At 58.0% G+C, this 20,655-nt stretch carries 25 protein-coding genes; 7 read left to right on the forward strand and 18 right to left on the reverse strand.

Annotation, left to right across the window (positions count from 1 at the left end; all coding sequences use genetic code 11):
• Positions 1-257: 257 nt before the first annotated feature.
• The 8 genes from gspF to AC0ZWN_RS01430 form a co-directional block, all read right to left on the reverse strand.
• The gene (gene gspF, locus AC0ZWN_RS01395; RefSeq protein ID WP_476333774.1) at positions 258-1,469 is read right to left on the reverse strand and encodes a type II secretion system inner membrane protein GspF; all 1,212 of its coding nucleotides are present in this window, start codon (positions 1,467-1,469) and stop codon (positions 258-260) included.
• Entirely contained in the window at positions 1,469-2,875 is a 1,407-nt protein-coding gene (gene gspE / locus AC0ZWN_RS01400) for a type II secretion system ATPase GspE (protein WP_093442461.1), read from the reverse strand. Before gspE ends, gspF begins: the two co-directional genes overlap by 1 nt.
• On the reverse strand, positions 2,872-5,244 hold the full coding sequence (gspD, locus tag AC0ZWN_RS01405) for a type II secretion system secretin GspD (RefSeq protein WP_476333775.1): 2,373 nt from the start codon (positions 5,242-5,244) through the stop codon (positions 2,872-2,874). The genes gspE and gspD overlap by 4 nt, the downstream gene beginning before the upstream one ends.
• The gene (gspM, locus tag AC0ZWN_RS01410) at positions 5,241-5,789 is read right to left on the reverse strand and encodes a type II secretion system protein GspM (protein ID WP_476333776.1); all 549 of its coding nucleotides are present in this window, start codon (positions 5,787-5,789) and stop codon (positions 5,241-5,243) included. Before gspM ends, gspD begins: the two co-directional genes overlap by 4 nt.
• Complete coding sequence (gene gspL, locus AC0ZWN_RS01415) at positions 5,782-6,960, reverse strand: type II secretion system protein GspL (RefSeq protein ID WP_476333778.1); 1,179 nt, start codon at positions 6,958-6,960, stop codon at positions 5,782-5,784. The genes gspM and gspL overlap by 8 nt, the downstream gene beginning before the upstream one ends.
• A complete protein-coding gene (gene gspK / locus AC0ZWN_RS01420; RefSeq protein WP_476333779.1) occupies positions 6,957-7,916 on the reverse strand; it encodes a type II secretion system minor pseudopilin GspK in 960 nt (319 codons plus the stop codon). Before gspK ends, gspL begins: the two co-directional genes overlap by 4 nt.
• An 8-nt stretch (positions 7,917-7,924) precedes the next feature.
• Positions 7,925-8,383: a type II secretion system major pseudopilin GspG gene (gene gspG / locus AC0ZWN_RS01425; protein ID WP_008087930.1), complete on the reverse strand. Its 459-nt coding sequence runs from the start codon at positions 8,381-8,383 to the stop codon at positions 7,925-7,927.
• A 142-nt stretch (positions 8,384-8,525) separates the two neighbouring features.
• Positions 8,526-9,431, reverse strand: coding sequence for a halovibrin HvnA (locus tag AC0ZWN_RS01430; protein WP_476333782.1), 906 nt, complete (start codon positions 9,429-9,431; stop codon positions 8,526-8,528).
• A gap of 265 nt (positions 9,432-9,696) precedes the next feature.
• Here AC0ZWN_RS01430 and gspI point away from each other — a divergent pair, with 265 nt between their 5' ends.
• Complete coding sequence (gene gspI, locus AC0ZWN_RS01435) at positions 9,697-10,083, forward strand: type II secretion system minor pseudopilin GspI (protein ID WP_476333784.1); 387 nt, start codon at positions 9,697-9,699, stop codon at positions 10,081-10,083.
• Positions 10,084-10,400: 317 nt separating this feature from the next.
• On the opposite strand, the gene AC0ZWN_RS01440 is transcribed toward gspI, so the two are convergent.
• Entirely contained in the window at positions 10,401-10,859 is a 459-nt protein-coding gene (locus AC0ZWN_RS01440; protein ID WP_476333786.1) for a winged helix-turn-helix transcriptional regulator, read from the reverse strand.
• A gap of 96 nt (positions 10,860-10,955) precedes the next feature.
• Here AC0ZWN_RS01440 and AC0ZWN_RS01445 point away from each other — a divergent pair, with 96 nt between their 5' ends.
• A complete protein-coding gene (locus tag AC0ZWN_RS01445; RefSeq protein WP_476333787.1) occupies positions 10,956-11,897 on the forward strand; it encodes an aromatic alcohol reductase in 942 nt (313 codons plus the stop codon).
• A gap of 177 nt (positions 11,898-12,074) precedes the next feature.
• On the opposite strand, the gene AC0ZWN_RS01450 is transcribed toward AC0ZWN_RS01445, so the two are convergent.
• Positions 12,075-12,434, reverse strand: a complete 360-nt coding sequence (locus AC0ZWN_RS01450; protein WP_476333788.1) for a DUF6124 family protein — start codon at positions 12,432-12,434, stop codon at positions 12,075-12,077.
• A 652-nt stretch (positions 12,435-13,086) separates the two neighbouring features.
• Here AC0ZWN_RS01450 and AC0ZWN_RS01455 point away from each other — a divergent pair.
• Together AC0ZWN_RS01455 and AC0ZWN_RS01460 are read left to right on the forward strand one after the other, a co-directional pair.
• The gene (locus tag AC0ZWN_RS01455; protein ID WP_476333789.1) at positions 13,087-13,560 is read left to right on the forward strand and encodes a hypothetical protein; all 474 of its coding nucleotides are present in this window, start codon (positions 13,087-13,089) and stop codon (positions 13,558-13,560) included.
• Positions 13,561-13,730: 170 nt separating this feature from the next.
• Positions 13,731-14,120, forward strand: coding sequence for a hypothetical protein (locus AC0ZWN_RS01460; protein ID WP_476333791.1), 390 nt, complete (start codon positions 13,731-13,733; stop codon positions 14,118-14,120).
• A 157-nt stretch (positions 14,121-14,277) separates the two neighbouring features.
• Here the strand turns inward: AC0ZWN_RS01460 and AC0ZWN_RS01465 are convergent, their stop codons facing one another.
• The 6 genes from AC0ZWN_RS01465 to AC0ZWN_RS01490 all read right to left on the reverse strand — a co-directional run bounded on the left by AC0ZWN_RS01465 (position 14,278) and on the right by AC0ZWN_RS01490 (position 18,399).
• Positions 14,278-14,637 carry a DUF6124 family protein gene (locus AC0ZWN_RS01465; RefSeq protein WP_476333792.1) on the reverse strand — a complete coding sequence of 120 codons (360 nt, stop codon included), beginning with the start codon at positions 14,635-14,637 and terminating at the stop codon, positions 14,278-14,280.
• A gap of 513 nt (positions 14,638-15,150) precedes the next feature.
• Positions 15,151-15,573 (reverse strand): DUF4952 domain-containing protein, encoded by a 423-nt coding sequence (locus tag AC0ZWN_RS01470; RefSeq protein WP_160039611.1) that lies wholly within the window; start codon positions 15,571-15,573, stop codon positions 15,151-15,153.
• Positions 15,574-16,326: a hypothetical protein gene (locus AC0ZWN_RS01475; RefSeq protein ID WP_212622281.1), complete on the reverse strand. Its 753-nt coding sequence runs from the start codon at positions 16,324-16,326 to the stop codon at positions 15,574-15,576. It lies immediately after the preceding gene.
• Positions 16,327-16,354: 28 nt separating this feature from the next.
• The gene (locus tag AC0ZWN_RS01480; RefSeq protein ID WP_249122262.1) at positions 16,355-16,855 is read right to left on the reverse strand and encodes a PAAR domain-containing protein; all 501 of its coding nucleotides are present in this window, start codon (positions 16,853-16,855) and stop codon (positions 16,355-16,357) included.
• A gap of 55 nt (positions 16,856-16,910) precedes the next feature.
• Positions 16,911-17,483, reverse strand: coding sequence for a hypothetical protein (locus tag AC0ZWN_RS01485; protein WP_476333794.1), 573 nt, complete (start codon positions 17,481-17,483; stop codon positions 16,911-16,913).
• 484 nt (positions 17,484-17,967) lie between these two features.
• Positions 17,968-18,399 (reverse strand): type II secretion system protein N, encoded by a 432-nt coding sequence (locus AC0ZWN_RS01490; RefSeq protein WP_476333795.1) that lies wholly within the window; start codon positions 18,397-18,399, stop codon positions 17,968-17,970.
• Positions 18,400-18,519: 120 nt separating this feature from the next.
• Here AC0ZWN_RS01490 and AC0ZWN_RS01495 point away from each other — a divergent pair, with 120 nt between their 5' ends.
• A complete protein-coding gene (locus AC0ZWN_RS01495) occupies positions 18,520-18,591 on the forward strand; it encodes a prepilin-type N-terminal cleavage/methylation domain-containing protein (protein ID WP_320337191.1) in 72 nt (23 codons plus the stop codon).
• A gap of 251 nt (positions 18,592-18,842) precedes the next feature.
• On the opposite strand, the gene AC0ZWN_RS01500 is transcribed toward AC0ZWN_RS01495, so the two are convergent.
• Together AC0ZWN_RS01500 and AC0ZWN_RS01505 are read right to left on the reverse strand one after the other, a co-directional pair.
• Positions 18,843-19,157 carry a hypothetical protein gene (locus tag AC0ZWN_RS01500; protein WP_476333796.1) on the reverse strand — a complete coding sequence of 105 codons (315 nt, stop codon included), beginning with the start codon at positions 19,155-19,157 and terminating at the stop codon, positions 18,843-18,845.
• Positions 19,158-19,296: 139 nt separating this feature from the next.
• Positions 19,297-19,470, reverse strand: a complete 174-nt coding sequence (locus tag AC0ZWN_RS01505) for a hypothetical protein (protein WP_476333798.1) — start codon at positions 19,468-19,470, stop codon at positions 19,297-19,299.
• Between the two features lie 120 nt (positions 19,471-19,590).
• Here AC0ZWN_RS01505 and gspH point away from each other — a divergent pair, with 120 nt between their 5' ends.
• Together gspH and AC0ZWN_RS01515 are read left to right on the forward strand one after the other, a co-directional pair.
• The gene (gspH, locus tag AC0ZWN_RS01510) at positions 19,591-20,037 is read left to right on the forward strand and encodes a type II secretion system minor pseudopilin GspH (RefSeq protein ID WP_476333800.1); all 447 of its coding nucleotides are present in this window, start codon (positions 19,591-19,593) and stop codon (positions 20,035-20,037) included.
• On the forward strand, positions 20,034-20,642 hold the full coding sequence (locus AC0ZWN_RS01515; protein WP_008087982.1) for a prepilin-type N-terminal cleavage/methylation domain-containing protein: 609 nt from the start codon (positions 20,034-20,036) through the stop codon (positions 20,640-20,642). The genes gspH and AC0ZWN_RS01515 overlap by 4 nt, the downstream gene beginning before the upstream one ends.
• The last annotated feature ends 13 nt before the right edge of the window (positions 20,643-20,655 follow it).

Consider the following 20,655-nt stretch of genomic DNA (forward strand, 5'->3'; position numbering starts at 1 on the left):
GTCGGCTGCTGCGCAGTGTCTGGATCGCGGGTTTGGCTGAATCGGGCTGGAGGCGTTGGCGGGTGGTTGCAGATGACAGAAAGGAGAACCCGAGGATGGGTCTTGTGAGGGTCGGGTGATGGTCGAATGCGGTGTAAAAGTTTTACAGATTCTTTGCCTGAGCTGACCTCATCGCGAGCAGGCTCACTCCTACAGGGGAACGCATTTCAAATGTAGGAGTGAGCCTGCTCGCGATGAGGCCCTGCGCAACAACAGCACTACTGGACCAATTGATTGATCTCAATGATCGGCAACAACACCGCCATCACAATCACCAGCACCACCCCGCCCATCACTACGATCATCAGCGGCTCCAGCAGCGCGGTCATGCCCATTGCCCGGCGTTCGATATCACGGGACAACGTCTGCGCAGCGCGCTCAAGCATTGGTGGCAGCGATCCGGTTTTCTCACCGCTGGCGATCAGATGAATCAGCACTGGCGGGAATACGTTCTCCACCCGTAATGCAGCGGCAAGGTTGACCCCTTCGCGCACCTTCGCCGTGGCCTCAGTGACACTCAAACTCAAGCGGTCGTTGGACAAGGTCTGCCGCGCCGCCTCCAGCGCACGCAAGAGCGGAACCCCGGCGCCGCCGAGAATCGCCAGCGTCGAGGCGAAACGTGCGGTGTTCAGACCAAGGATAAAACGCCCGAATAACGGCAGTTTCAGCACCCGATGATGCCAACTCAAACGTGCCGCCGGATTGCGTAGATACAGGCGCCAGCTCCAAAACGCGCCCGCCATGATCCCTGCGCACAGCCAGCCCCAACTGCGGATGAAATCACTGGCGTTGAGCATCGCCAAGGTCAACCCCGGCAAATCCTGCCGCGCCTGGGAAAACGCACTGACTACCTGCGGCACCACGTAGCTGAGCAAGAAAATCACAATGCCGATCGACACCAGCCCGACCACACCCGGATAAATAAACGCGGTGAGAATCTTGCCGCGCAGGTTGTTGCGTTCTTCGATGTAGTCGGCCAGCCGCTCCATGACCTGCGCCAGATCACCGGACTCCTCACCCGCCGCAATCAACGCGCGATAGATCTCGGGAAAATCCCGTGGCCGCGCCGCCAGTGATTCCGCCAGACGCATGCCGCTGCGCACATCCGCGCGCACGGCGCTGAGGGTGTGGGCGATGTGTTTTTTCTCGGCTTGTTCAACCGTGGCACTCAGCGCTGCCTCCAATGGCAGACTCGCGCCCAACAGACTCGCCAGTTGTCGCGTGGCCCAGGCCAGATCGTTGTCCGAGAGTTTGGCGCTGAACAATCCACCACCGCCGTGCTGGGCGACGTTGCTTTCCTTGTGCACCGACAACGCGGTCAAACCGCGCCCGCGTAATGTTGTGAACGCGGCAGCCTGGCTGTCCGCCTCAAGGTGCCCGGATTCGATCTTGCCGCTGGCGTCGGCGGCTTCAAAACGATAGCGATTCATCAGGCGTCCCGTGTCACACGGAGGATTTCTTCAGGGGCGGTGGCGCCGCTGCGGATCCAGCGCTCACCGTCCTCGCGCAGGCTGAACATCCCGGCCTTGGCGGCTGATGCGCGCAAGGCCTGCTCGCCTGCCCCTTGGTGAATCAGCGTGCGGATGTCGTCGTCGATGCAGAACAATTCGTGGATGCCGGTGCGGCCGCTGTAGCCGGTTTGATTGCACGCTGCACAGCCGACCGGGCGCCAAGTGCCGGGTGTCGCCGGGTCTTCCTGCTTGCATTGATTGCACAGGCGTCGCACCAGTCGCTGCGCCAACACCCCAAGCATTGAAGACGCCAGCAGAAACGGTTCGACGCCCATGTCGATCAAGCGGTTGACCGCCGACACCGCGTCGTTGGTGTGCAACGTTGCCAGCACCAAGTGACCGGTCAACGAAGCCTGCACGGCGATTTGTGCGGTTTCGAGATCGCGGATTTCGCCGATCATGATGATGTCCGGGTCTTGCCGCAGGATCGCCCGCAGTGCCAGGGCAAAGGTCATGTCGATCTTGGCATTCACCTGAATCTGGCTAATGCCCGGCAAGTCGTACTCCACCGGGTCTTCAACAGTAAGGATGTTGCTGGTGCTCGCATCGAGCCGGGCCAGTGCGGCGTAGAGGCTGGTGGTCTTGCCGCTGCCGGTCGGGCCGGTGACCAGCACGATGCCGTGGGGCTGGCGGATCAGGTGATCGAGTTTGGCCAACACCTGCGCGTCCATGCCAAGGGTTTCCAGATGCAGACGCCCGGCCTGTTTGTCGAGCAGACGCATCACCACCCTTTCGCCATGCCCGGTCGGCACCGTTGAAACACGAATATCGATGGGCCGCCCGGCCACGCGTAGAGCGATGCGACCGTCCTGCGGCAGGCGTTTTTCGGCGATGTCGAGCTGCGCCATGATCTTGATCCGCGACACCAGTGCGCCATGTAAAGCCTTGCGCGGCGAGACCACGTCACGCAGCGTGCCGTCGACACGATAGCGCACCACTGAATGGGTTTCGAACGGTTCGATGTGAATGTCGCTGGCCTCGTCGCGCGCCGCTTGGGTGAGCAAGGCGTTGATCATGCGAATCACCGGCGCGCCGTCCTGGGTGTCGAGCAGGTCGGTGATTTCCGGCATGTCCTGCATCAGGCGGTCGAGGTCGACTTCGTTTTCCGCCGCACCGACCACAGCGGCGGCACTGCCGGTGTCGGCATAGGCAGCGGCGAGCAAGCCATCGAGTTCGTCATCGCGCACGCGTTGTATGGTGGTCGCGCCGAATTGGCGCCGTGCCTCGCTGATCGACCAGCCCGGCGTTGACGGGCAAACGGTCAGCACGCCATCGCACAACAGAATCCGCTGCGCCTTGGCCCAGGCGTAAGGCAGCGCACTCATTGGATAGGCACCGCTTTGATCGTCGCGCGAGGCCCTGAGGCGGGCATAACCGCCGGCACACCCTGCGCCGCCGTCGGCAACTGCGGCGCCTGCATGTCCGGCATCGCCCAACTGCGCTCCGGCTGCAAACCGCCTTGCGCGCGGCGCATGAAGTCATAACGATTGAGGGTAATGCTGCGCCCCGCTTCGCTGTCGCGGATGATGTACGGGCGCAGAAACACCATCAGATTGGTCTTGGTGATCGCTCGGCGTTCGTTGCGAAACAGCGCACCGATGCCCGGCAGGCTGCCCAGCCATGGCACCGCGTCGTTACTCTGGCTGTAGCCATCCTGCAGCAACCCGCCGAGCACCATGATCTGGCCGTCATCGAGCAGGATGCTGGTGTCGATCGCGCGTTTGTTGGTGACAATCCCCGCCGAATTGGCACTGGCCGAAGCCCGCTCATCAATGCTGCTGACTTCCTGATAGATATCGAGCTTCACCGTGCCGCCCTCGGAAATCTGCGGGCGCACATTGAGCTTCAAACCCACCTCTTCACGGGTCACGGTCTGGAACGGGTTATTGCTGGTGCCGCCACCGCCCGTGACATAACTGCCACTGACAAACGGAATGGTCTGACCCACAAAAATACTCGCCGCTTCGTTGTCGAGGGTCAGCAGGTTCGGCGTCGACAGCACGTTGGTGCCGCCCTTGCTCTTCAACGCCCGGGCCAGCACTTTCAGGTCGAGAATCTTGCCGATTCCGGGAATGTCGACGGTGCCGTTGACGTAGCCCAGGTTCAAGCCTTGCGGCAGCACATCGATGCTGGTCTTGCCGTTGACGTTGATCCCCGAACCACCGAGATTCGCCCCGCCGATCACGCCGTTGCCGCCGAGATTGCCGGTCTGCCACTGCACACCGAACTCACTGGCATCGTCCTCACCGACTTCGACGATCAGGCTTTCGATCACCACTTGCGCGCGACGCTGGTCGAGCAGATCGATCACCTCGCGCAAGTTGCGATACAAAGGCTCCGGCGCAGAAATCAGCAAGGTGTTGGTGGTGGCGTCGGCCTGAATGGTCACGCCGCCGGCACTGAAAGCGACGTTTTGATCGCTGCTTTGCGCACCGCCGCTGCCGGTTGTGCTGCCACTGCTGCCCTGCGCGTAACTGCCGCCCGTGCTGCCGCTGCTGTTGGTGGTCGATGTGCTCCCGCTGGTTTGCGTGCCACTTTGGCCATTCTGCCCAGCGCTGCCGCCGGTGCTGCCGCCCATCGCGCTGAGCACCGAACGCGCACTGTCGCTGCTGCCGCTGTCACTTTCGCCAGTCAGCAAACCACGCAGTGCCTGCGCCAGTTTCGCCGCTTGCGCGTTACGCAGATAAACCACATGCAGATTGCTCGGATTGCTCTGCGCGTTATCCAGTTTGTAGATCAGGTTGCGCGCCAGTTCCGTGCGCTCCGGACTGCCGGCGCGAATGATAATGGTGTTGGACCGCGGATCACCAATCACGGCAATTTTCTGCGTCGGATCATTGCCCGGCGCATCGAGCAAATCCGCCACCATCGGCGCGATGTCAGCGGCGATGCCGTTCTGGATCTGCACCACATCGGTGTCGATCGCACTCGGCGAATCAATGCTCGCAATCAACTGCGCAACGCGGGTCAGGTTCTCGGCGTAATCGGTGATGACGATGGTGTTATTGCCCGGATAGGCGTTGATCGGATTGTTCGGCGAAACGATCGGCCGCAGCACCGGAATCAGGTTCACCGCGTTTTCGTATTGCAGACGAAACGTGCGCGTGAGCATGCCGTTGCCCGCCGGTTTGTCGGCGCTGTAGATCGGCCCGCCGAGCAACTTCGCATCCGCCTCCGGCACCACCTGCGCCACGCCGCCGACATCAACCACGCTGAAACCCTGCATGCGCAACGCCGCCAGCAACATATCGTAAGCCTGCCGCGCCGGCACCTGACCTTCCGAGACCAGCGTCAGTGTGCCTTTGACGCGAGGATCGACGAGAAACTGCTGCCCGGTGGAACGCGACAACGCGCGCACCACCGCTTGAATATCGGCGTCGACAAAATTCAGCGTCACCGGCTGATCGCCCAAAGGATTGCTCGGCAACGCAATGCCCGACGCCGCCGCGCCGCTGCGCGCACTTTTGGAGATGTTGTGCAATTGCTTCGGCACAGGTCGTGCCTGCGCCTGTGCGCGCTCGCGGTCGAGCACCGCATCGCCGCTGCGCTGGGTGTTGGCCAGCGGCCGCCCGAGTTCACTGTCGACCAGCAGCGGCGGCTGGTTTTGCGGTGTGCTGGTGTTGCTGCACGCGCTCAACGCCATCAGCAGCATCGGCAACGCCAGACGTGCCGGTTTGGATCCTGACCCCTTCATGAAGCTTCCTTAGCGCCCAGCGCCTGATCCATGCGAACGGTGCCTGACAAAGTGCCGGCGGTGACTTCGGTCGAGGGGTTGTCTGCGCGTTGCAAACGGGCCTCGACCACTTGCAGAGAAAGTTGTGCCGGGTTGCTCAACAGCCAGTCGAGCACGGCGTCGGCCGGCGCCGCGTCGAAGGTCAACTGCCAAGCGCCCGCCTCCCCGGCTTGCAACTGATAATGCCCGGCGAGGCCGCTGGCCTGCAGGGTCTGCTCCAGCGACTGCGCCACGCTTTGCCCGGTGGGACGCACGCTGACTTCGCGCAGCAATACTTCCAACGCTTCGGTCTGGGCGCGCAGCTTTGGCGTCTCGGCTTCCCAATAAGCGATTTTCTTCAGCGGTGGCTGGATCAGCGCAACCCACAGCAGCAGGCCGACCAGTGCAACGGCCATGCCGGCGACCATGCGTTTTTCACGCAAGGCCAACGGCTGCCAACGGGCCTGCAACCGGGCGTTAAAGCGTTGCCACTTGGCGCGATAGAGCGCGAGCGAGGCCTTATTCATCTTCTTCTGCTCCGCCGCTGTCGTCGCTTTCACTTGAGGTGGCTTCAGTGGCCGGACGCAAGGTCCAGCCCTCGTCGTCTGCCGTCACGCTGATACCGGCCTGGGCCAAGGTGCTTTGCCACTCCTGATCATTGCCGCCGCGACGGGCTTCACTCAGCAGACTCAGTTGCAAGGTGCCGTCGACAAACGCCAACCGCTCGACACTGCCGGCCATCGACGGCATGCCGCTGCCGGCCTGCAACACCAGACGATTGAAGGTCTGCGCCGGATCATCCGCCGCGCCCTTCTGCCGCGCCGCCAATTGCTGGCGAGCCTGTTGCAACGGGTTGAGGATCACCGGCAACTCGGGAAACGCCTGCTTTACCCGCAGGTTCATCTGGGTTTTCAGTTGCTGGCCCTGCCCGGCTTCGCGGGCGGCGTAAAGGTTCAAACCGATCACCCAAATGGCCACGGCCAACGCTGACAGGGCGATCGCCCTGCCCCAGCCGTGATGCTCGGTGTTTTGCGTTTGCACGGCGCCATGCAGACCCCAACCGGGCAACGGCCCAGTCCAACGCTGCGCATCCGCCATCGGCAGTTCAGCACCCGGCGGCGGTTGCTCACCGATCCAATGCAAAGTGACGCCCGGTTCCCACACAACACCGTCGAAACCGTCAGCGAACAACGGCTGCACCCGCGCCGCTTGCACGCTATCGCGCAGCAACAAATGCCCGTCCTGCACGCAAGCGACGGTGCCGGGCAACACTGGCAAACTGTAAGGCGCCGGGTAGAGACCGCGCAGGTTCAGCCCAGCGCTTTTCAGCAACTGACCAAAACCCAACAACTGTTGCCGAGGCGCCCAAGCAATCTGTACCTGCCCGGCCTCGTCCCGCGAGCTGTGCGCGATATGCATCGCGCTGCTGTCGCCAAGCATCAAGGCCTGCGCCGCACACTGCACCGCCGCGACAATCTTGTTGGCCGGCAACGGCGGTAAATCGAGACTCGCCAACAGGCTGTCAGCCGGGTGCAGAAAACACACCAGCGGCGGCAGTTTCGACTGCTGACTCAACTGGCTCAGACTGAGGCGTTCTTCCCGCGTGACCACGCCCTGACGATCCAACCAGGCGCAGTACAATTGACTGTGCAGATCCAGCTCCGCCAAGGGCGGCAACGCCACCTTCAACTGGCTCATACGCCCACCCGCGACCAGATCACCTGCGGCAAGCGGTCTTGGCTGCGATGCAGCAACGCCTCAAGACTGACCCGACGCTGATCACGCCGCGCCTCACCGCGCAGGCGAAACCAGTCACTGGTGATGCCGACCTTGACGCTGGTCAGCTCCAGTTGCGGCATGCGCAAACGGTTAACGAAATCGCCACGGTTGATAAACCAGCGCCCGGCATCGCGCTCGGCGATCAGCGCATTGGCACGCTCCAGCGACAGCCCCGGCACATACGCGGCCAACACCGGCGCGGTGGCGGTGTTGCCGTTGAGCCAAGTCGTCGCGGGGATCACCGTCAGGTACGGCGCCAGTTTGCCGATCAGCGCGTCATTAACGCCGTCGACACTGCGCAAATCATCGATGCTGCGCAGCATCGGCAGCGTCGGATTCTGCGGTTTGCGTGAAGCGTTTGGCGAGGTCGCGCGGCCACTGTCGAAACCACTTTTCGGCGCCTCGGCAATCTGCGCATTCAGCAGTCGCGGATAAGAGGCAATCACCCGCTGACTGATGCGCTGACTCAACCCGGCACTGACCCCGATCAACTCGCACAAGCGCTGAAACGCCGCGACCTGCGCCTCATCGACACGCTCATTGGCCACCAGATTGCGCAAGTTGAACTTGCCCTGCTCATCCTCCAGCCGCCCTTCAAAACCTTGCGCGGAGAGCCGCTGCGCCCACGGCTGATCGAGCCGGGTCAACGGATCGCGCTGACGCGCATCCCAGAGCAACTGACGGCTGATCTCCAACCCGCCCTGCACCACCCACCGCCCCTGCACACGCTGCTGATCCGCCTCCAGCGCCCGGGTCGACACGCTCTGCCGGGTCAACATGCCCGCCGCAATCACCGCCACCACGGCCGCAATCAGCAACGCGCTGATAATCGCCATGCCCTGTTGCTTCGCCCCCTCAGGCGAGCGGCTGTTCATGGCCGGCCTTACAACTGCCAGGAACCGATATCGGCATTCACACCGTCGCCGTCCGGCTGACCGTCGGCACCGAGGGAAAAGATGTCGATCTCGCCATTGGCGCCAGGGTTGAGGTACTGATAAGGACGCCCCCACGGATCGTTCGGCAAGCGCTCCAGGTACGAGCGCCAATTGCTGTTCTTCGCATCCGCCGGCCGCTCCACCAGCACCTTCAGGCCTTGGTTCATGCTCGGATAAGTGCCGTGATCGAGGCGATACAACTTCAACGCCTGCATCAACCCACCAATATCCTGCTTCGCCGCCGTCGCCCGCGCCTGATCCGGCCGGTCGAGCACTTTAGGCACCACCATCGCCGCGAGAATCCCCAGAATCACCACGACCACCATGATCTCGATCAGGGTAAAACCCTGCTGACCACGCGGCGTGCGCAACGGTTGCTGACGCGATTTGAAAGGTGCGATATCCATCTCGACAATCCCTGGCTTGATTCGATTCGACGCGCAGTGTTGCAAGAAGATATGTCAGTGATGTTGAAAATCCTCGGGTGAAACAGTCACGAAATAGAGATTCGAGCGGTGCCCCGGCGGGCACCGCCCAGTAGGCTGCTACTCACAGAGCCTTGGCGTAATCCGCCTTCGCAGGCTCAGTTGGCTGCCAACGTCCCACGACCTGCTCACCACTGAAAAACTGGAAGCTGGCGCTCCCTCCCTGCGTCGCCGGCATCGTCACGCGGATGATCGGGGCGACGATGCCACCGGATGCATAAAAATCCCGCTGGTTGTATTGCGCATCAGATAAGCCGCTACCCGTATAGAAAAAGGCCCACAGTGGCACGGTTCTGTGGATGTTCTGCGGCCAGATGCCGCTGACGATCTCGTTCCAGCCCTGAAACGAAGTGTCCCCCAGCAGCGCCATTGCCCGAATACCTTCGATATAGGCAGATGCCGAGTGATCACCCGAAGTGGTTTCGCGAACATTGAACCCGCATTGGGCATTGTTGGTGCGGTAGTTATTCAGCCACTGTTGGGCTGTGGTAATGCCTGACAAATGACAAGGGCGACTGGTCAGTGGCTGTGATGAAACGTTCCCGCAACCATTTTCCGTCCGCCCGTTCGTACTGGCATTCAGCGGGAAAACGCAGAAAACATCGATATCGATCTTGTCTGCCGGGCTGTCGAAAATCGGGTAGGTAAAATAGCCGTTGTTGTACAGAAACGTTCGGAATGTCGAATCGCGGCGCAACCAGGACCAGGACACGCCACCGCGGCTCACGGAGGTCGGGCTCGGATTCCAGACATGATATGCCGTCGATTTCACTGTCGCTCTACCCATGATGCCCGAACAAAGAAAGGCAGGACGTCGAGGTCCGCCACAATCGATACGGGTGTCGTTGTAAAGCGCCTGCAGTTTGGTCGCCGTGGCCGCACCGTCGATTGCGGCTTGCTGGATGTTGAATTCATCGGGCTCTTTGTATCGGGCGCTGCAGCCTGCCAACACGCACAGAAACACAACCATAAAAAGTCTCATTGGTTAAATCCTCACTGCGTTAGATTTCACCAGCGACCGACAGACTTCCGACTGGCAGGTATTGACCGGCCGTCCACAGCGTCACACCTCAATGGACTGGCAAGCCACATCCATCAAAACAGAGCCTCTAAACGTGTCGCTACTGTCAGATCTGACAGTAGCGACCAACGGTCCAAGGCCGCACGGGATCTTTGGTCAGCAATTGGTCACCTTGGTTGCTTACATTGCTGTTCTTTGTCTTTGAGATGACTTGATGCGTGTCAATCGCCGCGAGGCCGGTTTCACCCTGATTGAAGTGCTGGTGGCGCTGGCGATTATTGCCGTGGCGATGTCGGCGGCCGTGCGTGTGGCGGGGTTGATGACGCAGAGCAGTGGGGTTTTAAGGGATCGTTCGATTGCGCTACTGGCGGGACAAAGTCGTATGGCCGAGTTGCGGTTGGAGGGCAAATTGCCGCTGGGGATGAAGGCGATGGAATGTGATCAGGGGCGGTTGTTGTTGCGGTGTGAGCAAATGATTGGTGCGGCGCAGAATGGGCGCTTGCTCAAGGTTGGGATTCAGGTGTTTGACCGCAGTCAGGACGCGCCACCGTTGGCCCGGCTCGAGACCTTGCTGTCCCGAACGGAAAACCCCTCACCCTAGCCCTCTCCCAAGGGAGAGGGAACCGATTCGGAGACATTCGAAAGCTACACCGACTTAAACGTCTTTCATTGAATCCAAAATGGCCAAGCTCACAAAGCCAAATCGAAGGCCTTTCACAAAAGCCATAACCGCCAAGGTCTTTCACCAAAGCCATAATCACCAAGGTCTTCCAGGTCGATGTACCCCGCAAGACACCTCGGTCGGCCCCTCTCCCCCCGGGAGAGGGCTGGGGTGAGGGCCGCTTCTGCTCGCAAGCCCCCCAAACCCGGCAACAGACTGGCAACGTTCCAGGCAATGGCCTGAACCAAAGCAACCAATCAATCAGACCCATCCAAATCAACCAGCCCCACCACCGGAACCTGCCAAGCAGGCTTTCTCCCACTCTGACCATCAAACACCCGACGCGCCTCACGAAAATCGTCGACGTGCTCCACAACCCAAGTCCAAATTGGCGACATACGAACCAACAGCTCCATCCCCAACGCCGTCAGCTCGTACTCAACATGGGGCGGCACTTGATCCAACTCCCGCCGTATCAGCAGACCATCGCGTTCCAGTGCACGCAGCGTCTTGGTCAACATGCGCTGAGTCACGCCCGTCATTTGCCGTTTGATCTCGGCATGACGCATCGTGCCGTACACACCCAGGGCATGCAGGATACCCAGTGACCAGCGGCTACCGGCGTGAGCCAGGACTTCGCGCCGCACGCCATCATCGTCTCGTCTTAGCGTCTGGCAGATCGCTTCTGCCTGGCTAAGGGCTTCCTCATCGGTCATGTGTCCCCCTGGTATCACGCGTGTGCCTTCTTCTGAGCGCTGCGCAATCGTGCCAGCATCGCCAAATCATACAGACGACGGATCTCAGGAGACATCATGACCGCAGCGACCCACCCTTCCCCACAATCCATTCTCGTACTCGGCGCCGGCGAACTCGGCTTGCCGGTGCTGCGTAATCTTGCGCGGGTAGCCAAGCGCTCGCCCGGCAGTTCCATCAGCGTTCTGCTCAGGGATTCGACCATCAACACGCAAGTCCCTGAGAAAAAACTGGAAGTCGATGAACTGCGCAGTCTCGGCATCCAACTGGTCGCTGCAGACTTGGTTAACGATTCCATCGATCAACTGGCCGAAGTGTTCGCAGCATTTGACACCGTCATAGGCTGCGCAGGCATGGTCGCGGGCCGCGAAACACCGATGAAACTGGCAACAGCGGCGCTCAGATCCGGCGTGAAGCGCTATTTCCCTTGGCAGTTTGGCGTCGATTTCGAAGTGATTGGCCGAGGCAGCCCGCAGGATTTGTTCGATGCGCAACTCGACGTGCGCGAGTTGCTCCGCGCCCAGGATAAAACCGAATGGGTGATCATCTCGACCGGCATGTTCACCAGTTTTCTGTTCGAGCCGGTCTTTGAGGTCGTCGATTTTGAGAACGACGCCGTCAACGCCTTGGGCAGCCTGGAAACCAGCGTGACGCTCACGACACCCGAGGACATCGGCAAGCTGACAGCGGAAATCGTTTTCTTCGAACCGCGCTTTCGCAACGAGATCGTGTACCTGTCTGGCGACACGGTGACGTATGGGCAGGTGGCGAGCCTGCTAGAACGTGTGCTGGGGCGTCCGTTCAAGCGTAACGTCTGGACGGTGCCGCACCTGATGCAGGAACTGGAAAAAGACCCCACTCACCACATCAAAAAATACCGCGCCGTATTTGCCCAAGGCAGAGGCGTGTCGTGGCCAAAAGCGGGGACTTTCAACGAACAGCAATCGATTCAGGTCACTACGGCGGAACAGTGGGCTCGGGACAACCTGGCAGTCGATTGACGCAAAGAAAGCAACCCACTCGCAGGTACAGATACGCGCACATCGTCTCGACATTTATCGCGGCTGAAGAACCAGCGCACTCCCACCTTGGAACACACTCAAAGGTGGGAGCGAGCCTGCTCGCGAAGGCGCCAGAATGAACACCCGATTAATCACCAAGTGATCCCGCCCCTCGCATCACTCCGGCAATTGCAAATTATCCAACGCCCGATTCACCGCCAACTCCCCGAGCATGATCAACTGCGCAATCCCCAACAACGCCCGACGCTGCGACGCCGGCAGCAAACTGGCGACGTTCTGCGCAATGGTTTGAGCCGAAGCGAGCGTTTGACTGGCATCGATCAGCAGTTCTTCGGTTTTGTTGTCCGCAGTCACGGCGTACATCCCACGGTTTTTACGTGGAGGCGGCGTGGAGCCGGGTGGACAGAGGTAATGGTCGAGCGCGCGGTCGGCGGCTTCGTGGAGTTTTTTGGAATCGATGGATTCGTAGGGGGACGTGCAGTTGGATTCGGGCGGGTTGGGTGTTGGTTTGATCATGGTGAAGCTCCTTGATGACTGGAGCCGCCACCGTTCGCGGTCAAACAAACAGGGTGGCAGCTGTACGCGGGTTGACCGACCGGACATCAAGGAATCCGGCACACCCGAAGGTGTCCCACGCACAGCCACCGCGACATGATTTCAGACAATGCCTGAACACGTGCAGAACGCTGGTGCGCCTTGATGTTGGGCGGACGGTCAAATCCGATCGCTGATTCGTCAGCGACCGCACCACAATAGAACCCGTCCCCAAGGCGCACAAGCCGGCGGATTCTGGCGTAGCTGTAGGCAATGGCGCAAGGATGTGTAGCCTGGGAGAGTGTTTGGAGATGTCTTTTTAAACGTTGGTGTTTATCGGAAACGAATCCCGTAACACCTCTCGGAATAGATCCGTCCACATCCCTAGTGAAATGCTCAACCTCGCAGCCCATCGAAACCCCGCTCGCCGCAAAACCGTGCTTCTCTGCCGTCTGGCCCTCTACCCTTCTGACGTCCAGCGACTGAGTTACCGGAAGTGGTCATGATGACTATGCTGTTGACTTACCTAGCTGAAAAAATAGTCAGGCACTGCCAATACCGAGGTCGATGCATAGAACGCAAAACACCGATTTGACATCAAATCGACCTGGCAAATAAAGCAACGGAGTGCGAGATGAAAATCATCGCTTTTTTAGCCATTTACCTCGCAGGTGGGGTCGCCCTGTTTCCTTTCCTCGACCTCATGCGTCCCGTAGGTGTGTTTCTCGACCATTTCTACTCACAAATTTTCCTCGGTTCCGGCGCTGACGTAGCAGAACGCCTAAGCATGAGCTTTATCTACGCAAGTCTGTTTCATCTGGTGTGGTCGGCTTTATTTTCCGAATCTGCAAATAGCTGGGTACCCACGATTAACTTCAGAGACCTTTGCTATCTCGCCTTACGATGTCTGAGTTTTTTTTGCGTCAGCCTGATAAGTCTCGGGCTGGTTGGAATAACCAGCCAAAAAGTGCCCAGTACGGACTTTCATCAATATTTCACTTTTTTGGTGATCTGCATGCTTCTGGGTCTTTGGGCGTGGTCGCTCAAGGATTTTCTGGTGGCAGCCTTTCATTGCACCGGAAGAAGAATCACAGGAACGACTAAATAAAAGCAGGCAATAACCCAGGTCACTTTCACTAGGCTCGGCGCTAGGCCGAAAGCAGCAACAAGGGAGGCAGCACGTCCCGAAGGGCTGGCACAAAGAATCACCATCCTCCGCAACCTCATACCGAGGATCCGGAGTTTTTGTCGAGCTAAAATCGGCTATAGGAACTGTAATTGAAGGCCTCGACCCTCGTATTTTTCGCACTTTATTACACGGGTATCAGCGCAGCGTTTGCCGATGACTCACAGGCGCCAAACGACAATCGCGGGCCAGCAGGCATCGTCGCCGGTGAGCGTTTGGCCGCGGCCAGATCCAAGCTAGTCAAACAAGGCTGGAAGCCGACGCGGATGCATACCAACGACGGCTATGAATACAGTGGCGTGGAGAAGGAGCTGGCTACACGCAAGTTCTTCGAACTGGATACCTGCTCGTTTGATAGCTCGCGCTGCATCTTGTACTACGCGAAGAAAGGAACTTGCCTACGCGTCGATACCATCGGAGAGCAGTTCAATGACATGACGGTGACGCGATGGACCCGCGAATGTCCTGAAGCGTCTCAATAACCACACGAAAATGGCACGGTAATAATCAACTGCTCCCACAGGTGTCAGCGTCGTACACAACATCTGCCATCAGCATAAAACCCTGTGGGAGCGAGCTTGCTCGCGAAAGCGCCAGAATGAACACCCGATCAATCACCAGGTGATCCCGACACCCGCATCACTCCGGCAATTGCAGATTATCCAGAGCCCGATTCACCGCCAACTCCCCGAGCATGATCAACTGCGCAATCCCCGCCAGCGCATGGCGCTGCGATGCCGGCAACAGGCTGAAGACGTTCTGGGCGATGGTTTTGGCCGAAGCGAGTGTTGCACTGGCATCGACCAGCAGTTCTTCGGTTTTGTTGTCCGCCGTCACGGCGTACATCCCACGGTTTTTACGTGGGGGCGGCGTGGATCCGGGTGGACAGAGGTAATGGTCGAGCGCGCGGTCGGCGGCTTCGTGGAGTTTTCTGGAATCGATGGATTCGTAGGGGGAAACCGAGGCGGTTTCGGGCGGGTTGGGTGTTGGTTTGATCATGGTGAAGCTCCATATTTATACCTGGTGAAACCACCAACACCTGTCGCTAAACAAGTAAGGGTGGCAGCTGTACGCGGGTTAGCGAACCGAGAGGTATAAGACCCGGCAGACCCGAAGGTCTCCCACGCACAGCCACCATATCGTCGTCGCAAACGTCTGCGACAAACTGGAGCGTCGTTGTACTTATACCTGGTCGGGTCGCTAAACCCGGTCGCTGGGTTGCCAGCGACCCATAGACGATATAGACCAGGTACAAAGCCCACAAGCCGGCGGATTCTGGCGTAGCTGTAGGCAAAGGCGCAAGGGTGTGTAGCCTGAGAGAGTGTCTGGAGATGTCTTTTTAAACGTTGGTGTTTATCGAATGCCAATTGCTGACTGGGGTACAGCCGATCGGCCGAACTTGCTTTCGCAGCCTTAGATTTCCCGAGTGTTCAGACATAAGGAACCGTCAACATGTACCCACCGACACATCACCTGAGGTAAGCATCGGTGCTGTCCGTTTACTAAGTGTGCTCAGATCTCTTCGGTATTGATTGATACAGTGATGTTGAAGAATTTTATTTCTGACCACGAATTACGTTTGTTCACCGGCGTCTCCTCGGAGCCCATGCCGAGCAGATACCATCGCTGTGTTTTTTTATCGCGATAAGAATAAAATGTTGAGTCCCAGCCGCAGCAGATAAACCGGAGCATCGGAAGGTTGAAAGTCTGGTTCATGTATTTTTCCGCCTCAAGGGCGTCTGAGCCTTTTACGCGGTACCGAGCAATGAGAGGCTTTCCCTGCTCATCATTGTTTTGAGTGCATTCCACGTACTCTACAAAATCAGGTTTGTCGCTTAGTTTTGCCAGAAAATCATCGCATCGAGGCTTAGCCATCGCGCAGCTGGCAAGCATTGATAAACTTATCAAAAAAAGTAAGGAGATTAGTCTGTTCATTTATTTTTCCACGATAAGTTTGCCAATGTATTTCCCTTTACCTTCTTTCATGCGCTTATCAATTAAGTAGTCGTAAATATCATTCCACTTCAGTAATTCGTAAAAGGTCACGCAGCCTTCTGATAAATGACCGATGTGAATATACCGACTGCTATTCCCTGTTGTGCCTTCAACCTCAATCGGGAACCAGACGTCATTGCAGCGTACTCTTCCTGGGTGTGCGGCCTTGTAACCGGCTGTAGAAATATTGGCATGAGACTGATCTGGAGCCATAATCCGATGGGTACCCGGCGGAAGCGGTGTATATTCACCACCCCAAACACTGTTTAAGGTCACTTTGGCGGTTTTGCCATCGAAGCTCGCGATTGCCCATTGTTGTTTGTTCGTATCGCCTCGGATTTCGGAGCGGGTAGACACTGGATTGCCGTGGTATTTGACATTCATCGTGGCGGGCGCTTTTGGAGCAACATCCGAAAGATATTTTTCCGCATTTTCAGTGGCCATGCTGGCCTCTATTCCCACCCATGAGCTATTGCCGTCAGCCACTTTGAAATAGGTGCGGCCATTTTTTTCTTTCAGCATAGTGACTTTTGTGTATTCACAAAGAAAAGCATCTTTGCCGCTCGGCTCCTGACGTATTTTTAACCAGCCGCTGTCATTAGGGCGTCTCGAGTATTTGGTAGCAACAGTAACTGCATGGCTGCTGTTTGGCTGATTATTTGAGCTTGTTCGATTGTTCGTAAGTACTGGCATTCTTCAGTGTCCATTTAGAAGCTAAGCGTTAAGCGATGTCGTCAGGTTCCAGATGCAAATCTTCAACAACCGAGGTCGGTATCCGCTGGGTTTTCCCCAATTCGTTCGTTACGCCTCTGAAAATTTTTCCAGATGCGGTGGTCACCTTGTAGGCAAAATCTGCTACGGGCTCACCTTCCGTATCGAGCAGGGTGAATTGCTCATCGAAGCCGAACGATATCGGAATAATCGGAGTAAAGGACGCTCCGCCTCCGGTGTTACCAATGATGATGGTGCCAGATCCACCCACGACTACGTTCCCATGGCTCCCTAAACTTCCAGTAACGACCGCCGGCTTGCCATTGATCAGCACGCTGGTAATGACGTTGTCCGAAATCTGGCTTCCACAGGCTGTTGTGTCCGTTTGCCTGGCTGCGCTCAAGCCGTCAAAAAAAACGTCTGGAGAGCCGCTGGTTATAGGGTTCGTGCCATGACCCGGCATCGGGCAATCTGTAGCGTCAGTAACACGGGCTGCAGGTTTACCACTCATATGAACCTCCTTAATTGAGGTGGGTTTGATAAGAGCTGGCCGTGCTTCCAAAGCACTACCGGCAATCGACTGGATCGAATAGTGAAATTTGATCCCAACTGCTTGTTTCGACGTCATTGGTTGGCATCACGCGTATGGCTTCACTCGCGTGCCAATGCATTTCTTTTGTGGGGGCGCCATCCAGGCTGTTGAGGAACGTGTTGTAGTCGGCGAGTTTCAAGAGGCTATAAGTTCTGCCCAGTAAACCGGGAAGCTCATCACCCCAATGCACATAATGCTCATCGCTCCAACTGCGCACATCGATGTAGGTAAACCATCCCATGGGAACGAGTTGTTTGTTTTGAATCGAGAGGTGACCATTGTTGGCGGCAAAACCCAAGCAGATATGAAGGTTCAACCCGCCTTGCTGTTCAGCCAGAAGGCCAGGATAGAAAAAATCGGAGAGAGGATGTGCTTCGAGATCGGAGTTTTGCGCCGCGATCTCTGCGTCAAGTCGCGAGACAAATACCCGAACTACAGAGACACCGGTGGTGGTAGTTGTACAGCTCACGTCATGGTACTGACCATGTGTATTTCGTCTGGTCAAGCCATAAAGGCGGATTGAAGATTTGAACGTAGAGGACTGCATCCATGCTCCTGAATAACATCCAAGTGCCTCAAGATGAAAGGCAAAACGGCGAATTGACTCAGTCTATTGAGATCAATATAAAAATGCTGCCAATACGTCTGGGGGACTTAGCCACGCGACCCCGCGTCCCAGACGTCGATGAAATCTTGCTGCTACATACTTAATTCAGATTGTCAGATAAGGATAAGTTTGTCGATGGTAAGTCTACTGACATTCCGTTTCCAACGATGCTCCTGCGGCATTCTGATTTTCTGCAGATATCGGACAAGAGCTACCTGTAGTGAAAGGCAGCTTCCGCCGAAGTGCGTGTACATCTTGGGTGCGGCACTTCCTGCTCACACCGCAGGTTTATACCTTCACCCTCGGCCGAAAGAGGGCATTCACGACAGACATCCTCTAGCCAAAGGCAACCAAGCACACTCCCGGCAATCCAGACCGCACCACCACAGCTGAGACAACAAATAGGTGCCTTCAACCCCGCAAATCACGGCCTCACCAACCTCGGTAACACCGGTCCTTCAGGCAGTTTATCCAGAACCAACCGCACCCTCTCCCCACCCTGCTCAATCACCACCCCATCCCCCTCCACCGCCACCAACTTCACCCCAGGCCCCACCTTCTCCCCCTGCAAAAAACTCCTCGGCGGCCCATCGTTCAGGCTCAGTATCGCCACCGCCCCCCGACTCCCCGCCATCACCCCGCTCACCTTGATGTCCACCGGCGCTGTTTGATTGGAAAACCACTGCAACGCCGGGCTATCACTCCGCGCCGCCAGCAATTGCGGGGCCGCTGCCGGGGTGTGGGATTCGGCGGAGGTCAGCAGCAGCGACGACCACGTCGCCACGCCGACCAGCGCGGCGAGCAGCGCGAGGGCCTGGACCATTTGGGGTGGGAAAAAGCGTGTGGTGAAGGTCATGGGTTGAATCTCCTTTTTATCCCTGCTGTCAGCCTACGCGGCAATTCTCTCCGTTTTATTTCACACGCCTTACATGTTGGCCGTGCACGATGGCGCAGGACGCAAAGGAGCTCGCGCGCGATGAACAGGCAAGAGGGTTTTACGCTGATCGAGTTGATGGTGGTGCTGGTGATCATCGCCGGGCCGAGTTGAGACGCGGAGGAATGAGCGTTCGATGGCCCTGAATGCGCAGCCCGCATGCCGAGTTATGCGGTTGTTGCGCTGTGAACAGGTCATTGGCGCGGCGGAGAATGGGCGGTTGCTCAGGATTTGCGTGCAGGTGCTTGACCGTAGTCAGGAGGCGCTATCGTTGGCCACACTCGATACCCTGCTGAGCCGCCCATTAAGCTCCTGAGCCTGGCCCTGATATTTAGAAGAGAACCAGACCATGAGCCATTTTTTTATTACTTGTTTGCAACCACAGTGAAGGTCCAGGGCTCGGACATGTCTCCAAAACCGTATAGCGCCCTGACTGTAACGCTGTGCGAGCCCACGCTCAATTCAGCCAAGGAAAAGAACCAGTTCCCCGCGGAATCGACAGCGACTGCACCTTTGTTTAACGTGCCATCAAACACTTCAACTATATGCGCTCCTTGCGCGTTACCGGCAAGAGTCACGCTGGTCTCGGTGGTTTTAGCGCCATTCGCAATTTCTACGCCGCTGGCTTCTCTGACCGAATTGATAGAGGGTGCGCTTGCATTAGCTTGGGATGTCGCCATGGTGAAAACTCCGATAGTGAAATAAATGGGGCGGAGTGATTTAACCCTGAAAGACGCAAACGCACACCTGTCAGATCTGACAGGTAAAAGTGCTTTTTAGACGTATGGTCGTCACCACTCAGAGCCCGTCAGAGTCGTGTCAGCACGGCCCTACCGACAACATATCCGGCAACAGCCGGAACGTCTCCCTACTCTGTTCTCTCACCGACGCATCGCCCTCCACCGCCATCAGCAACGACGACCAAGTTGCCCCGCCAGCCAGCGCGAGGGCCTGGACCATTTGGGGTGGGGAAAAGCGTGCGGTGAAGGTCATGGGTTGAATCTCCTTTTTATCCCTGCTGTCAGCCTACGCGGCAATTCTCTCCGTTTTATTTCACACGCCTTACATGTTGGCCGTGCACGATGGCGCAGGACGCAAAGGAGCGCGCGCGCGATGAACAGGCAACAGGGTTTTACGCTGATCGAGTTGATGGTGGTGCTGGTGATCATCGGCATCGCCAGTGCGGCGATCAGCCTGAGTATCAAGCCCGATCCGTTGCAGTTGCTGCGCAAGGATGCCGAGCGCGTGGCGCAGTTGCTGCAGGTGGCGCAGGCCGAGGCCCGGGCGGATGGCCGGCCGATTGTGTGGGTGAGTGATGCCAAGGGGTTTCGCTTTAGTCGACGCAGTGACAGTGGCAAGGGGTTTGATCATTTCGCGCAGGATCCGCAGTTGCGGCCGCGTGCCTGGCAGAGTCCGAAGATGGAGGTGCGGGTGGAGCCGAAACAGAGGGTTGTGCTGAACGCTGAGTGGATCAATCCGCCGCTGCAGTTGACGTTTTCGGATGGGTTGAATCGCTTGAGTGTGCTGCGTGATGGCAGCGGAAGGATCAGCCTGCAATGAAGCGCCAGCAAGGGTTTACGTTGATTGAGGTGATGGTCGCGATTCTGTTGATGGCGGTGGTGAGTCTGATTGCCTGGCGGGGGCTGGACAGTGTGACGCGGGCGGACAGTCATTTGCAGGCGAGCAGTGAGCAGAGTGACGGTTTGTTGCGGGCGCTGAACCAGTTGCAGCGGGATGTGGAGATGCGCGCGGGGGTTGAGTTGACTGAGCCGAAGAAGGTTGGGGTGGATGATGAACCGCCGAGCGCCCCGCCCGCTTTGACTGTGCGTAGCAGCGACAGTAAGGGGTTTCGGCTGGACATCATTCGCACGGCGGCGGATCAGCCGGGGGCTTTGCAGCGGGTGCGGTGGTGGGTCAAGGGTGACACGTTGTATCGGGCGGTGGCTGAGGCGCGGAGTCGGTATCCGTTGCCGGCGCCTGGGAATGGGGTGGCTGTTTTGAGTGATGTCAGTGATGTGCAGGTGCGGGTTTGGGAGGTGGATAAGGGGTGGCGGCAGTTGAGTGGGAATCGGCGGGAGGATCCGTTGGGGTTGGAGATTCGCTTGAGTCGGGGGACGGCGCAGGGGGTGGAGAAGTATCGGCAGGTGATTGGGCCGTTGGAGTGATTTGCTGGCCATG

This window comes from Pseudomonas sp. 3B-A001-10F (assembly GCF_056313565.1).

Bases quoted from the DNA above. Each gene is read 5' to 3' on its own strand.
- AC0ZWN_RS01440 (WP_476333786.1), bottom strand. From the start codon at position 10,859: ATGACCGATGAGGAAGCCCTTAGCCAGGCAGAAGCGATCTGCCAGACG.
- AC0ZWN_RS01470 (WP_160039611.1), bottom strand. From the start codon at position 15,573: ATGAACAGACTAATCTCCTTACTTTTTTTGATAAGTTTATCAATGCTT.
- AC0ZWN_RS01445 (WP_476333787.1), top strand. From the start codon at position 10,956: ATGACCGCAGCGACCCACCCTTCCCCACAATCCATTCTCGTACTCGGC.
- AC0ZWN_RS01465 (WP_476333792.1), bottom strand. From the start codon at position 14,637: ATGATCAAACCAACACCCAACCCGCCCGAAACCGCCTCGGTTTCCCCC.
- AC0ZWN_RS01430 (WP_476333782.1), bottom strand. From the start codon at position 9,431: ATGGTTGTGTTTCTGTGCGTGTTGGCAGGCTGCAGCGCCCGATACAAA.
- AC0ZWN_RS01485 (WP_476333794.1), bottom strand. From the start codon at position 17,483: ATGCAGTCCTCTACGTTCAAATCTTCAATCCGCCTTTATGGCTTGACC.
- gspG (WP_008087930.1), bottom strand. From the start codon at position 8,383: ATGGATATCGCACCTTTCAAATCGCGTCAGCAACCGTTGCGCACGCCG.
- gspF (WP_476333774.1), bottom strand. From the start codon at position 1,469: ATGAATCGCTATCGTTTTGAAGCCGCCGACGCCAGCGGCAAGATCGAA.
- gspD (WP_476333775.1), bottom strand. From the start codon at position 5,244: ATGAAGGGGTCAGGATCCAAACCGGCACGTCTGGCGTTGCCGATGCTG.
- AC0ZWN_RS01505 (WP_476333798.1), bottom strand. From the start codon at position 19,470: ATGACCTTCACCGCACGCTTTTCCCCACCCCAAATGGTCCAGGCCCTC.
- AC0ZWN_RS01455 (WP_476333789.1), top strand. From the start codon at position 13,087: ATGAAAATCATCGCTTTTTTAGCCATTTACCTCGCAGGTGGGGTCGCC.
- gspH (WP_476333800.1), top strand. From the start codon at position 19,591: ATGAACAGGCAACAGGGTTTTACGCTGATCGAGTTGATGGTGGTGCTG.
- gspK (WP_476333779.1), bottom strand. From the start codon at position 7,916: ATGAACAGCCGCTCGCCTGAGGGGGCGAAGCAACAGGGCATGGCGATT.
- gspE (WP_093442461.1), bottom strand. From the start codon at position 2,875: ATGAGTGCGCTGCCTTACGCCTGGGCCAAGGCGCAGCGGATTCTGTTG.
- AC0ZWN_RS01450 (WP_476333788.1), bottom strand. From the start codon at position 12,434: ATGATCAAACCAACACCCAACCCGCCCGAATCCAACTGCACGTCCCCC.
- gspI (WP_476333784.1), top strand. From the start codon at position 9,697: ATGCGTGTCAATCGCCGCGAGGCCGGTTTCACCCTGATTGAAGTGCTG.
- AC0ZWN_RS01490 (WP_476333795.1), bottom strand. From the start codon at position 18,399: ATGACCTTCACCACACGCTTTTTCCCACCCCAAATGGTCCAGGCCCTC.
- AC0ZWN_RS01500 (WP_476333796.1), bottom strand. From the start codon at position 19,157: ATGGCGACATCCCAAGCTAATGCAAGCGCACCCTCTATCAATTCGGTC.
- gspM (WP_476333776.1), bottom strand. From the start codon at position 5,789: ATGAATAAGGCCTCGCTCGCGCTCTATCGCGCCAAGTGGCAACGCTTT.
- gspL (WP_476333778.1), bottom strand. From the start codon at position 6,960: ATGAGCCAGTTGAAGGTGGCGTTGCCGCCCTTGGCGGAGCTGGATCTG.
- AC0ZWN_RS01515 (WP_008087982.1), top strand. From the start codon at position 20,034: ATGAAGCGCCAGCAAGGGTTTACGTTGATTGAGGTGATGGTCGCGATT.
- AC0ZWN_RS01475 (WP_212622281.1), bottom strand. From the start codon at position 16,326: ATGCCAGTACTTACGAACAATCGAACAAGCTCAAATAATCAGCCAAAC.
- AC0ZWN_RS01480 (WP_249122262.1), bottom strand. From the start codon at position 16,855: ATGAGTGGTAAACCTGCAGCCCGTGTTACTGACGCTACAGATTGCCCG.